9 protein-coding genes are annotated in these 12,925 nt (G+C 73.4%); 1 reads left to right on the top strand and 8 read right to left on the bottom strand.

Translation table 11 applies throughout. The features are described 5' to 3' along the window. The first annotated feature begins 3 nt into the window (after positions 1 to 3). Complete coding sequence (locus tag PUR26_RS31125; RefSeq protein ID WP_329877620.1) at positions 4 to 963, top strand: bifunctional riboflavin kinase/FAD synthetase; 960 nt, start codon at positions 4 to 6, stop codon at positions 961 to 963. A 302-nt stretch (positions 964 to 1,265) separates the two neighbouring features. Here PUR26_RS31125 and PUR26_RS31120 read toward each other — a convergent pair whose 3' ends face one another. The 8 genes from PUR26_RS31120 to eccE all read right to left on the bottom strand — a co-directional run bounded on the left by PUR26_RS31120 (position 1,266) and on the right by eccE (position 12,912). Continuing rightward, complete coding sequence (locus PUR26_RS31120) at positions 1,266 to 2,252, bottom strand: ABC transporter ATP-binding protein (protein ID WP_329877618.1); 987 nt, start codon at positions 2,250 to 2,252, stop codon at positions 1,266 to 1,268. After that, positions 2,249 to 3,433: an oligopeptide/dipeptide ABC transporter ATP-binding protein gene (locus PUR26_RS31115; RefSeq protein WP_443077234.1), complete on the bottom strand. Its 1,185-nt coding sequence runs from the start codon at positions 3,431 to 3,433 to the stop codon at positions 2,249 to 2,251. The genes PUR26_RS31120 and PUR26_RS31115 overlap by 4 nt, the downstream gene beginning before the upstream one ends. Then, the gene (locus PUR26_RS31110) at positions 3,322 to 4,212 is read right to left on the bottom strand and encodes an ABC transporter permease (protein ID WP_329877614.1); all 891 of its coding nucleotides are present in this window, start codon (positions 4,210 to 4,212) and stop codon (positions 3,322 to 3,324) included. The genes PUR26_RS31115 and PUR26_RS31110 overlap by 112 nt, the downstream gene beginning before the upstream one ends. Then, positions 4,209 to 5,249 (bottom strand): ABC transporter permease, encoded by a 1,041-nt coding sequence (locus PUR26_RS31105; protein WP_329877612.1) that lies wholly within the window; start codon positions 5,247 to 5,249, stop codon positions 4,209 to 4,211. The genes PUR26_RS31110 and PUR26_RS31105 overlap by 4 nt, the downstream gene beginning before the upstream one ends. Before the next feature lie 3 nt (positions 5,250 to 5,252). Then, positions 5,253 to 7,082, bottom strand: a complete 1,830-nt coding sequence (locus tag PUR26_RS31100) for an ABC transporter substrate-binding protein (RefSeq protein WP_329877610.1) — start codon at positions 7,080 to 7,082, stop codon at positions 5,253 to 5,255. Between the two features lie 196 nt (positions 7,083 to 7,278). Then, positions 7,279 to 10,533 (bottom strand): SCO5717 family growth-regulating ATPase, encoded by a 3,255-nt coding sequence (locus PUR26_RS31095; RefSeq protein WP_329877608.1) that lies wholly within the window; start codon positions 10,531 to 10,533, stop codon positions 7,279 to 7,281. Between the two features lie 292 nt (positions 10,534 to 10,825). Continuing rightward, entirely contained in the window at positions 10,826 to 11,629 is an 804-nt protein-coding gene (locus PUR26_RS31090; protein ID WP_443077233.1) for a hypothetical protein, read from the bottom strand. After that, on the bottom strand, positions 11,629 to 12,912 hold the full coding sequence (eccE, locus tag PUR26_RS31085; RefSeq protein WP_329877606.1) for a type VII secretion protein EccE: 1,284 nt from the start codon (positions 12,910 to 12,912) through the stop codon (positions 11,629 to 11,631). Before eccE ends, PUR26_RS31090 begins: the two co-directional genes overlap by 1 nt. Positions 12,913 to 12,925 lie beyond the last annotated feature (13 nt).

The following is a 12,925-nucleotide window of genomic DNA, read 5'->3' as shown; positions in this document are numbered from 1 at the left end:
ACAGTGCAGCGCTGGCGTGGCTTGGAGGACATCCCCCAGGACTGGGGGCGCAGCGTCGTCACCATCGGCTCGTACGACGGAGTCCACCGCGGACACCAGCTGATCATCGGCCGCGCCGTGGACCGGGCACGGGAGCTCGGCGTCCCCTCGGTCGTCGTCACCTTCGACCCGCACCCCTCCGAGGTCGTCCGTCCCGGCAGCCACCCGCCGCTGCTCGCCCCGCACCACCGGCGCGCCGAGCTGATGGCCGGTCTGGGGGTCGACGCGGTGCTGATCCTCCCGTTCACCGCCGAGTTCTCCCAGCTGTCGCCGGCCGACTTCATCGTGAAGGTCCTCGTCGACAAGCTGCACGCGCGTGCGGTCATCGAGGGCCCGAACTTCCGCTTCGGCCACCGCGCGGCCGGCAACGTCGCCTTCCTCTCGGAACTGGGCGCGTCGTACGACTACGAGGTCGAGGTCGTCGACCTGTACGTCACGGGGGACGCGGGCGGCGGCGAGCCGTTCTCGTCCACGCTCACCCGCCGTCTCGTCGCCGAGGGCGATGTCCGGGGCGCCGCCGAGATCCTGGGCCGCCCCCACCGCGTCGAGGGCGTCGTGGTGCGCGGTGCCCAGCGGGGGCGCGAGCTCGGGTTCCCCACGGCGAACGTCGAGACGCTCCCGCACACCGCGATCCCGGCGGACGGCGTCTACGCGGGCTGGCTGACCGCCGACGGCGAGCGGATGCCCGCCGCGATCTCGGTCGGCACGAACCCGCAGTTCGACGGCACCGAGCGGACCGTCGAGGCATACGCCATCGACCGCGTCGGGCTCGACCTCTACGGTCTGCACGTCACCGTGGACTTCCTCGCGTACGTCCGGGGCCAGGAGAAGTTCGACTCCATCGAGTCGCTGCTGGAGGCGATGGCCGGGGACGTGAAGCGCTGCCGCGAACTCACCGAGGCGTACGACTCCGCGGCGTCCTAGGTCGCGTCTTCACCATCCCGTCCGGCCGGCGGCCCCTGGCACGCACGCTCACTGCGTTGTCGTCGGTCGCCAATGCTCCGCAGTGGTTCGTTCCTCCGCCTTGCGATCGCGCGCACCAGACTCCGCCAGGCCCGCCCTTCGGGCAGACGACGCCATGGTGAGGACACTCCCTCGGTCATGTCCCGCCGATCGTGCCGGCATCGGGCGGCCGGCGGCATCGCGCGCCCGCCGCTCCTCCTCGGCCCCTTCCGGCCGGCGTCACGCGGGCTCCCGCGACCCGGGAACCGGGCCTTCCCGCCGGCTCACTCGCGCTCACGCACGGCCCGCGCCCAGTGGCACGCGGCCTCATGGCGTCGTCCGTCCAGCACCGGCGGGTCCTCCCCTCGGCACCGTCCGGCCACCCCCGCCCGTTCGGCCTCGCCCGAGGCCAGCACCTGGCAGCGGGCGTGGAAGCGGCACCCGCCCGGGACGCGTGAGGGGTCCGGGGGCTCGCCCGTCAGGACGACCGGTTCTCCCTCCGACTCGGGCAGCACGGACAGCAACGCCCGCGTGTAGGGATGCCGGGGAGCCGACAGCACCTCCTCCACCGTGCCCGTCTCCACGATCCGGCCCAGGTACATCACCGCCACCCGGTCCGCGATGTTCCACGCGAGGCCCAGGTCGTGCGTCACCACCAGCGCCGACAGGCCCAGCTCGTCGCGCAGCCGCAGCAGCAGCGCCAGGATCTCGCCCCGGACGGAGGCGTCCAGCGAGGCCACCGGCTCGTCCGCCACGATCAGCTCCGGTTCCAGGACCAGCGCGCCCGCGATGACCACGCGCTGGCGCTGGCCGCCCGACAACTCGTGCGGGTAGCGCAGGAAGAACCGCTCCGGAGGGCGGAGCCCGGCCCGCGCCAGCGCCCCGGCCACGGCGGCACGCTCGTCACCGGCGTACCCGTGGATGCGCAGCCCCTCGGCGACGGCGTCGTACACCGTGTGCCGGGGGTTGAGCGAACCGCTCGGGTCCTGGAGCACCAGCTGGACCCGCTTGCGGTACGCCTTGAGCGCGGCCGCCCGGTAGTCCAGCGGAGCGCCCCCGAAGGTGACCCGGCCCGAGGTCGGCGCCACCAGCCCGAGCAGCGAGCGCGCCAGTGTGGACTTGCCGCAGCCCGACTCGCCGACCAGGGCGACGATCTCGCCGGCGCCGATGTCCAGGTCGACCCCGTCCACGGCCCGTGCCGCGGGTGCGCCGCGCCGCCCGGGGAAGGCGACGTGGAGCCCGGCGGCCGACAGCAGGGGAGGGGCGGTCATGAGGTGCTCCCGTACGTGCTCCCGGTGGAGGCGATGTGCACACAGGCCGCCCGGTGGCCGGCGGCCGCCTCCCGCAGTTCCTGGTCCTCGTCGGCGCAGGTGGCCAGCGACACCGGGCAGCGCGGGTGGAAGGTGCAGCCCGAGGGCAGAGCCGCCGGGTCCGGCGGGTCGCCGGGCAGACCGCGCGGGGCCCGCCGGGAGGCGAGGTCGCCGATGCGCGGGAAGGCCGCCGAAAGGGCCCGGCCGTAGGGGTGCGCGGCCGCGTCGTACACCGACCGGGCCGGGCCCTCCTCGACGACCCGGCCCGCGTACATCACCGCGAGCCGGTCACAGGTGTCGGCAAGTACGGCCAGATCGTGACTGATCATCACCAGGCTGATCCCCTGCTCGGCGACCAGCCGGTCGATCAGCCGCAGGATCTGGGCCTGGATCATCACGTCGAGGGCGGTCGTCGGCTCGTCGGCGACGATCAGCCGAGGGTCGCAGGCGAGCGCCATCGCGATCATCACGCGCTGGCGCTGGCCGCCGGAGAGCTCGTGCGGGTACGCCCGCGCCCGCCCGGGCGGCAGCCCGACCTGCTCCAGCAGCCCGCCCACCCGCTCCCGCGCCTCGCCCGGCGTCGACCGCCGGTGCACGAACAGGGGCTCGGCGATCTGGTCGCCGATCCGGTGCACGGCGTTGAGCGAGTGCATGGCCCCCTGGAAGACGATCGACGCGCCCGCCCACCGGACGGCCCGCAGCCGGCCCCACTTCATGGCAAGGACGTCCTCGCCGTCCAGCAGGATCTCGCCCCCGACGTGTGCCGAGGCGGGCAGCAGCCGCAGCAGCGCCAGTGCCAGGGTGGACTTCCCGCACCCCGATTCGCCCGCGATGCCGAGCTTCTGCCCCGCCGCCACGGTCAGGTCGACACCGCGCACGGCCGGCACGGCCGACGGGCCCGTGCCGTATGTGACCCGCAGGCCCCTGACCTCCAGCAGATGCCGCCCGCCCGGTGCCCTCGGCGGCGGCTGTGCCCGCCGCGTGTTCCGTTCCGGCGGTGGGCCCTGCGGGCCCTGTGCGTCGTGCGCCTTCATCGGCCCGCCCCCAGCTTCGGGTTGAGCACGGACTCGATCGCCCGGCCGCAGAGTGTGAACGACAGCGCCACGACGGCGATCGCGATGCCGGGCGGCGCCAGGTACCACCAGTGTCCGGAGGAGACCGCACCCGCCTCGCGCGCGTCCTGCAGCATCCCGCCCCAGGAGACGACCGTCGGGTCGCCCAGCCCCAGGAAGGCCAGCGTCGCCTCGGTCAGGATCGCGGTGGAGATGCACAGCGTGGTCTGCGACAGCACCAACGGCATGACGTTGGGCAGGACATGACGGCTCATGATGTGGCCGTGCCCGCCGCCGAGCGCCTTCGCGCGCTCGATGTAGGGGCGCGACTCGACCGCGATCGTCTGGGCCCGCACCAGCCGGGCCGTGGTGGGCCAGCTGGCCACACCGATCGCCACGATCACCGTCCACATGCTCCGTGACATCACGGTGGCCAGGACGATCGCCAGCACCAGCGAGGGCATCACCAGGAACCAGTCCGTGACCCGCATCAGCACGATCGCGGACCAGCCGCCGTAATGCCCCGCCACGATGCCCACCAGGGTGCCGATCGCGACCGAGAGCGCAGCGGCGAGCAGCCCCACGACGAGCGACACCCGGGCACCCCACAGCAGCAGCCCGAGCAGGGAGCGCCCGAACTGGTCCGTGCCCAGCGGGAAGCGGGCGCTCGGTGGCTCCAGCGCCGCTCCCGGGGCGTCCGTCACGCTCCGCACGTCCTCGCCGACGAGCAGCGGCGCGGCCAGGGCGACCAGCGCGATCAGCGCGAGGGCACCGAGCCCGTACAGCCCTGCCCGGCGTGTGCGGTACTGGCGCCAGAAGCGCGTCACCGAATCGCGGCGGCGCGCCCAGGCCATGGAGGAGGTCGTCATCGGCCCACCCGGGGATCGAGCAGCGGGTACAGCAGGTCGGCGATCAGGTTCATCAGGATCATCGCCCCGGCGAAGACCACGAACAGCCCCTGTACGAGCGGCAGGTCGGGCACGCTGAGCGCCTGGTAGAACAGGCCGCCCAGGCCCGGCCACGAGAACACCGTCTCGACCAGGATGGAGCCGGCCGCCACATGGCCCAGGTTGATGAAGACCATGGTGACGGTGGGCAGCAGGGCGTTGGGCATGGCGTGCCTGCGGCGTACGGCGTCGTCCCGCAGCCCCTTGGCCCGGGCCGTCGTCAGATAGTCGCTGCCCATCTCGTCGAGCAGGGACGCCCGCATGACCAGCAGCGTCTGCGCGTACCCGACGGCCACCAGAGTGAGCACGGGCAGCACCATGTGGTGGGCGACATCGAGGACGTACGCGAAGCCGGTCTCGTCGCCCGACTCCATGCCGCCGGTCGGGAAGAGCCCGGGGACCGGGCCGATACCGACCGAGAAGACGATGATGAGCAGCAGCCCGAGCCAGAACGACGGCACGGACCACAGCGTCAGCGCCACCCCCGTGTTGATCCGGTCGCCGAGGCCGCCGTGGCGCCACGCCGACCGGGTGCCGAGCCACAGCCCGACGGCCGAGTAGAGCACCACGGCGACACCGGTCAGCAGCAGCGTCGCCGGCAGCTTCTGCGCGATCAGGTCACCGACCGGCGCGCGGAACTGGTACGACATCCCGAGATCACCGGTCAGCGCCTTGGCGCAGTAGTCGGTGAACTGCTGCCACAGCGGCAGGTCCAGCCCGAACTGCCGGCGCAGGGTGGCCATCTGCTCGGCGGACGTCGGCATGCCGTGCGTCATGGCCTTGACCGGGTCGCCGGGGATGATCCGGAAGAGGAAGAAGCTGGTGACGAGGACGGCGAACAGCGAGACGGCCGCGCCGCCCAGCCTGCCCGCCAGATAGCGCGGATACGCGGCCCTGTCCCGGTCGGCGCGGACCTCGGGGGTCCGCGCCGCGTCGGCGGCCGAGCCTGCCGTGGTCACGGACTACTCTCGGTCGTCGGCGGTGGAGCGGCGGCGCAGTCCGAGGACCACTCCGAGGACCACGGCGAGCGCCACGGCGGCTCCCACGCCGATGATCACACCGGTGGACGATCCGCCGCCGGACTCATCGCCGGCGGCCACGGGCTCGGCGGACCACCAGCTCCAGTAGCCGTCCTGACCCCAGATGTTGCCCCCCGCCTCGGGCATCGTCCTGATCGACTTGATCTGGTCGGTGCGGTACGCCTCGACCGCGTTGGGGTAGGCCATGACGTTCATGTACCCGGTGTCGTACAGCCGCGACTGCATCCGCTTGACCAGTTCGGCCCGCCTGGTCGCGTCGTACTCCACGGCCTGCTGGGCGTAGAGGTCGTCGTACCGACGGTCGCAGATGAAGTTGTCCGTGGCGCCCGAGTCCTTGGGCGTGGCCGGGAGCGCGGCGCAGGTGTGGATGGACAGGACGTAGTCCGGGTCGGGGTTGACCGAGTAGCCGTCGAAGGCCAGGTCGTAGTCGCCCTTGAGCCACGGGTCGGAGACGTTGTCGAGGCAGTCGACCTTCAGCCCGATGCCGAGCTCGCCCCACCACTCCTGGAGGTACTTGCCGACCGCCCTGTCGTTGGGGTCGGTGGCGTGGCACAGGATCCGGAAGTCGAGCGGCCTGCCGTCCCTGCCGACGCGCTTGCCGGCGCTGTTCTTCCGGTACCCCGCCCCGTCGAGGACCCGCGCGGCCCTGGCGGGGTCGTGTGCCAGCCTCTGCCCGCTCTGCGGCTTCCAGAAGTACGACCCGAAGCGCGGCGGTATGTAGCCCTCACCCTCCACGGCGTGCCCCTGGAAGACCTTGTCGACGATCGCCTTGCGGTCGACGGCGAGGAACAACGCCTGGCGGACCGCCGGGTCGAGCAGCGCCGGATGCCCGCTCCCGAACTTCCTGCCGTCCTTCGACCTGGCCCCCGGGTTGGTGGCGAGGGCGAAGAACCGCCGTCCCGGCGCGTCGTTCACCTTGATGTTCTCGGCCGACCCGAGCGACGTCGCCTGAGCGGGCGTCAGGTTGGACACGAACGAGACCTCGCCCTTGCGCAGCGCCGCGACCGCCGCGTCCCCGTCCTTGTAGTACTTCAGTACCAGCTCGTCGAACTTCGGCGCGCCCCGCCAGAACTTCTTGTTCGGCTTCAGCCTGACGTACTGGTCGACCTTGTAGTCGGTCAGGATGAAGGGTCCGTTGCCGACGACCGGGAACTGCTTGTCGTTGTTGAACTTCGAGAAGTCGTCCACCTTCTCCCAGACGTGCTTGGGCACGATCGGCACGTCCAGGGCCGTCATGGTGGCCTGCGGCTTCTTCAGCTCGATGACCAGTGTGGCGGGGTCGGGAGCGGTGACCTTCCTGAAGTTGGCGGTGAAGCTGCCGTTGGCGGTGGCGGCGTTCTCGTCGGCCATCATCGTGTTGAAGGTCCAGGCCGCGTCCTCGGCGGTGGCCCGCTCGCCGTCCGACCACAGGGAGTCCCCGCGGATGGTGTACGTCCACGTCAGCTTGTCCGGGGACGACTTCCACCCGGTGGCCAGTCCGGGGACGGTCCGGGCGTCCTTGACGTCGTAGTTCGTCAGGTACTCGTAGGTGAGCCGGTGGATGCTGGTCGAGACCAGTCGCTGTGCCAGGAAGGGGCTCAGCGAGTCCACACTCTGCGAGACCGCGACGGTGAGGACGTTCTTCCCGTCGTCGGCGGCGCGCGCCTGCTGGGGTACGCCCCCCACGAGGGCGGCCGAGGCGACGGACGAGGCGAGCAGGAGCCGTAGGGGGCGGAGGGGGCGGGCCTTGAGGTGTGGTGCCGTTGTGACCATGGACGGAGACCTCGCGTCGTGACTCGCTCGGAGAAGGCACGTGGATCCTGGGGCGCCAGCTGGTGAAGCGAAGGTCTACCAGCGGTGGCCGATCTGCGTCAACGATGCGTCAAACGCCGTGTGTGCTGCGCCGATACGCCAAGGGCCCGCACCGTGACACCGGTGCGGGCCCTCATTGGTCCAGTCCCTTGACGCCCTACTGCTGAGGCGCTGGCGGAGCCTGCGCGGGCCCCTGCGGGGGCCAGCCGGCCGGCGGTACGGGAGCCTGCGGATCCTGCTGGTCGGGCAGGGGCTGGCCGGGCGCCTGCTGGCCGAACTGACCCGGTGCGGGCTGGCCCGGCTGTCCGTACTGGCCCGGCATGGGCTGGCCGGGTACGGGTGCCGACTGTCCGTACTGACCCGGCTGTCCGTACTGACCCGGTGCGGGCTGGCCCGGCTGTCCGTACTGGCCCGGCACGGGCCGGCCGGGTACGGGCGCCGGCTGCTGCTGCCACCCCTGCGGCGGGACGCCGGGCTGAGCGCCCTGCTGCGACGGGAACGGCTGGCCGGGTGCGGGCTGCTGGGGTGCGTATGGCTGGGGTGCGTACGGCTGGCCTGGTGCGGGCTGACCGGGCTGGCCCTGGGCCTGCCCGCCCGGCATCGGCGGCGCCAGGTGCGGCGGCAGGCCGCCCTGGCCGTCCCCGGTCCAGAGCCCCTGTGCCTGCTGGGCCCGTGCGAAGTCCTCGGCGACCATCGCGGAGAGGTTGAAGTACGCCTCCCGGGTCTTCGGGCGCATCATGTCGAGGTCCACCTCGGCGCCCGCCGACAGGTGCTCGTCGAACGGCACCACGACGACCCCGCGGCAGCGGGTCTCGAAGTGCTGCACGATGTCATCGACCTTGATCATCTTGCCGGTCTCCCGGACACCCGAGATCACCGTGATCGAGCGCTGCACCAGGTTCGCGTAGCCGTGCGCCGAGAGCCAGTCCAGCGTGGTGGAGGCGCTGGAGGCGCCGTCCACGGACGGGGTGGAGATGATGATCAGCTGGTCGGCGAGGTCGAGCACCCCGCGCATGGCGCTGTACAGCAGACCCGTACCCGAGTCGGTGAGGATGACCGGGTACTGCTTGCCCAGGACCTCGATCGCCCGGCGGTAGTCCTCGTCGTTGAAGGTCGTCGACACGGCCGGGTCCACGTCATTGGCGATGATCTCCAGACCGGAGGGCGCCTGGGACGTGAAGCGGCGGATGTCCATGTACGAGTTGAGGTACGGGATCGCCTGGACGAGGTCGCGGATGGTCGCCCCGGTCTCACGGCGCACCCGTCGGCCGAGCGTACCGGCGTCCGGGTTGGCGTCGATCGCGAGGATCTTGTCCTGCCGCTCGGTGGCCAGCGTCGCGCCCAGCGCGGTGGTCGTCGTGGTCTTGCCCACGCCGCCCTTCAGGGAGATGACCGCGATCCGGTAGCAGGACAGGACCGGCGTACGGATCAGGTCGAGCTTGCGCTGCCGCTCGGCCTCCTCCTTCTTGCCGCCGAGCTTGAAACGGTTGGCGCCCGAGGGGTTGCGGCTGCTCTTGGCCTTCTGCTTGTTGTTGCGCAGGAGGCGGTCGGACGACAGCTCGACGGCCGCCGTGTAGCCGAGCGGCGCGCCCGGCACGGACCGCTCGCGCTGGTCGTGGGTGACCGCCGAGGGCCACGCGGCCCCGGTGCGCGGGTCGATGGCGCCGGCCGGCGGCTGCGCGTACGGCTGCGGCCGGGCTTCGTCCTGCGGTCCGGGGTACCCGGGCTGGCCGGGCTGGCCGGGGTGGGGGAAACCGTAACCGCCCTGCTGCGCGGGCGCGTTGGGCACCTGCTGGTGGGGCTGTCCGGGGTGTGCCGGCGCGGGCTGCTGAGGCTGGCCGGGCTGGGGGAAGCCGTACCCGCCCTGCTGGGCGGGGAGCTCCGGTGCCGGCTGGCCGGGGTGGCCGGGCTGCCGCGGCTGTCCGGGCTGGGGGAAGCCGTACCCGCCCTGCTGGGCAGGCAGGTGGGGTGTCGGCTGCTGGGGCTGCGCCGGCATCGGCTGCTGCGGCTGCGGCTGCGGCTGGCCGGGCTGGGGGAAGCCGTACCCGCCCTGCTGGGCGGGGAGCTCCGGCATCGGCTGCTGCGGCTGCGGCTGGCCGGGCTGCGGGAAGCCGTACCCGCCCTGCGGTGTCTGGTGTGCCTGCGGCGGCAGTGGTGCGGCGGGCGTGGGCCACGCGGGCGCGGCGGCCGGGGCGACCGGCTGCGGCTGCGGCTGGGACGGCGCCTGCGGCTGGGTGGTCGCGGGGAGGGCGGACGGGTCGGCGTGCTGAGCCGGGACCGGCCACTGCGGCGCACCTGTCGGGGCGGCGGGCTGGAAGGCCGGCGGCAGCGGCGGAAGCCCCGCCCCCTGCGGGCCGGGAGCCGGAGCCCACTGCTGCGCCGGGGTGTCGGCGGGCGGGGCGCCCTGGGGCGCGGCCTCCTGCGGCGCCGTGTCCGGCGCGGCGGCCACGGGCTGGTCCGCGGTCGCCGGGGCCTCGTCGCGGGGGCCGTCGCCCGCGTCGGTTTCGCCCTCGGCACCGGTCGCCGTCGCGGCCCCGGCGGCCGCCTCCGAGGAACCGGGTCCCGCCACCACGAAGTCACCGGTGTCCGCGGGGACCGCGGCGTCAGCGGTGTCCCCGGCCTCCGCGGAAGCCTCGCCGACGGGGGCGACGGTGGCGGCGGGGGCGGACTCCGTACCGTCCTCGGACCCCGTGATCCCCGTACCGGCCTCGGCCTGCCCGGCGCCCTCGGCCGGGTCCGGCCCGCCCGCGGCCCGGGCCTCCTCGCCGGTGGCGACGGAGGCTGTCTCCGGGGCGCCGGGGCCCTCGTCGGCCACCGCGGGCGTCGGGTCACCGGCGGACACGGCGGCCGTGTCCCGCTCCGCGATCTCCGCCATCTCGCGCTTCAGCGCGGCGGGGGAGAAGCGCATGGTCGCTCCGCTCTCGACGTCACCGCCGCCGAACGCCTCCGGCGCGCCGGCCGGCGACGTCTGCGCCGCCGACGGCTGCTCGGCCGACGGCTGCGCGGCCGCTTCCGGGCCCGAGGCGACCGGAGCCGCCTCCTGCGCCGGTGCGGCGGGCGCGGCGGGTACGGCCGGAACGACGGGCGTGGGCGCGGGCACGGCCGGAGCGGCCATGGGCGGCTGCGCCGCGGCGGGCGGAGGGGTGGGCGCCCAGGTCGGCTCGAACCCGCTGCCCGGCGGCAGACCGGGCACCGCCACCGGAGCCCCGTGCGGGGGCGGAGGCGTCATGCCGGAAGCCGCTCCGGAGGCCGTCGCCCCACCCGACGTGTCTCCCGCGTTCTGCGTGTACCAGGCAGGCGGGGTGTAGTCGATGGTGAACTCACCCGTCATCTCGGCGGCATCCGCGTCGGACTGATCGTCTACGGGAGGCACGTTCCAGCCCCCGTGGATCTCGTCCCGATCGCCGTTCACTTTGCCTCCTGGTGTGGTCGAGCACCCTTGTGCCGTCGTGGGTGGGGGCGACCGTTCCGTCGTCCGTCCGCCCGGCTCTCCCCTTGGGACGCCGCGCACCTGCGCGCGAGTTCTGGCCGCGCCCTTCCCACCCTAATCGCCAACAGTGTCCATACGTCAGGCTCGTCGGCCCGACATCGACTGTCCTGTACCCCACGCACCGCCCCCAAGTGACGCGACTGCGCCGCAGCGTGAAGCAGGGAACTGTCAAAACGGTACATAGGGGTACGGATTCAGGGGTGTTCCCGGTCCCTCAGTCCATCCGGCGCGCGCTGCCCAACAATCCGGTCTCGGCATCCGTGGCCTGGGTCATGACGAACTGCCGATCCCCGCCCGTACACCACAGGGTGACACCGTCGGCGAGCGTCGACAGGGCCTCCGCCTCACCGCGCGGAAGGTTCATGATCCGCCCGATCTGCGCGGCCTCGTCGGGCGATACGCGCTGCACACCGACGAGTCCGGACTTCTCCATCAGCCGGGGGGCGACGGGGCTGAGGTAGGGCAGCAGGGTCACCACCGACTGCCACGGACCCGACACCACGCGCCCGCGCGGGGGCCGCATGCCGCAGTCCCGGATCACGACCACCGGGCTGCCCGCGGAGGCGCCCTGCGGCGGGACCCGGCCCACGTCGTGCAGTGTGATGCACGGCTGACCGCCGCCGGCCGCCTGTGCCAGCGCGGTCCAGGCGGGCGCCCTGCCGGTCTCCACGGCGACCCGGGCACCCGTCGCGGCCGCCCGCAGCGCCATCACCTGCGCCGTCCACAGGCCGCCGATCAGTGTCACCTCGTACGGAGTGGGCCGGTTGATGCCCAGGACCGAGGGCCGCCCCTCCGCGTCGACGCCGATCACCATGCCGTCGTCGCCGACCGGCAGGCCCAGCGTCTCCAGTTGGTCCAGCGGAACGGTGTGCCGGTCGCGGCGCGGGCCGATCAGCCCGAAGCCGATCCGGGGCCGGCCCGAGCGCCCCGACGCCACCACGGACGAGCTCCTCGTCCCGGAAGGGGGCGCCGGGGAGGGCGCGGAGCCGGTGGGCGAACCGGTAACGGGCACGGTCATCAGCGGGCACCCCCGAGCGGAAGAGTGGCGAGCATCGCGGGCACCTGTTCGCGGTCGAGCCGGACGAGTCCGGTCTTCACCCCGCGGGCGGCCCGCTCCAGTTCGTGGCGCGCCGTCACGAGCTCCTCGTCGCTGCGCCCGGTGATCCGCACATGGCCGGTCACCGTGGCCTCCTGCCGGTCCCCGCCGCTCACCGTCAGGCTGAAGGTGGTCGCCAGTGCGGGGATGGAGGTGAGCAGGGCCACCAGCTGCGGCAGCGACGCGCCACCCGGGCCGAACTGGGGCCAGCGGCCCACCCAGTACGTGGTGTGGCGCCGGTCGTCACAGCGCCAGGTGCGTGAGGTCTCCTTGGTCCGCCGCGTCGGCGCCGCGGCCCGGCCCGCCTGCGCGATGGCAAGCGGGTTGGCGCAGGTCGAGGTGGCGAACGCCGAGGTCAGCTCCTGCTCGGTGAGAACGGTCGCCCGGAACCCGGCGCCCGTCAGCCGGCTCGCCAGCTGATCGGCGGCCCGAACGACGCACTTCTGGGCGCCCTCCAGGCCGCCACCGCGCGCGGCCACCGCCTCGGGGCACAGCTCCGGGTCGAGCTTCAGCGCGATCCAGGTGATCCGCACCGCGGGCGAACCGGTCTGCGCCTGCAGCGGTGCGTAGTTCCGCGCCGCGACCGACTGCTGGGGAAGGTGCGGAGCGGGCGCGGGCTGGGTGTGCTGCACGATCTGCGCCGACTCCAGGCGGATGCCGTCGACTTCCAGCACCTCCCGCACGAGACCGAGCGGCAGGGGCCGGGCGGACCGGTCGGGGCGCAGCGCGGTGGCGTCGGACTCGATCTGCAGGACGGCCGTCAGGAACGTCCCGTCGCCGATCATCCCCACGGGCCGCCGGTCACGGTCGCTGTAGGTGTACGTCCGCAGGGCCGGTTCGCACTCGACGACCGGCGCGAGCCCCGGCTCCGTACCCGGCGGCAGTGTCAGGGAGGCCGCCCGGCGGCTCCGCGCGCGCAGCGCGAGCACCGTGGCGATCCACTCCGGCAGCGAGCGTTTGTGCCGGCGCACGACGGCGAGCAGGACCAGCAGCGCGGCCACCACACCGGCGGGTACGAGCAGCAGCGGCTCGATCACCCAGGCCACCAGCAGCAGCGCGGCGGCCACCTCGATCAGTACGAGCTGTTGCAATCGGAACGATCCGAAATGCCCGGGACGGCCTTTGAGGCGGGGGGCGGCGGCAGACCGGTCCGGCGCCCTGGTCGGCGCTGCCGCGGCGGGCCGCGTCTGCGTCGCGGAAGCCATGATGGAGATTCCC

It is taken from the genome of Streptomyces sp. SP18CS02, assembly GCF_036322365.1.
In the GTDB taxonomy this organism is placed as follows: Bacteria; Actinomycetota; Actinomycetes; order Streptomycetales; family Streptomycetaceae; genus Streptomyces.
This window is presented reverse-complemented; position numbering and strand designations above follow the sequence as displayed.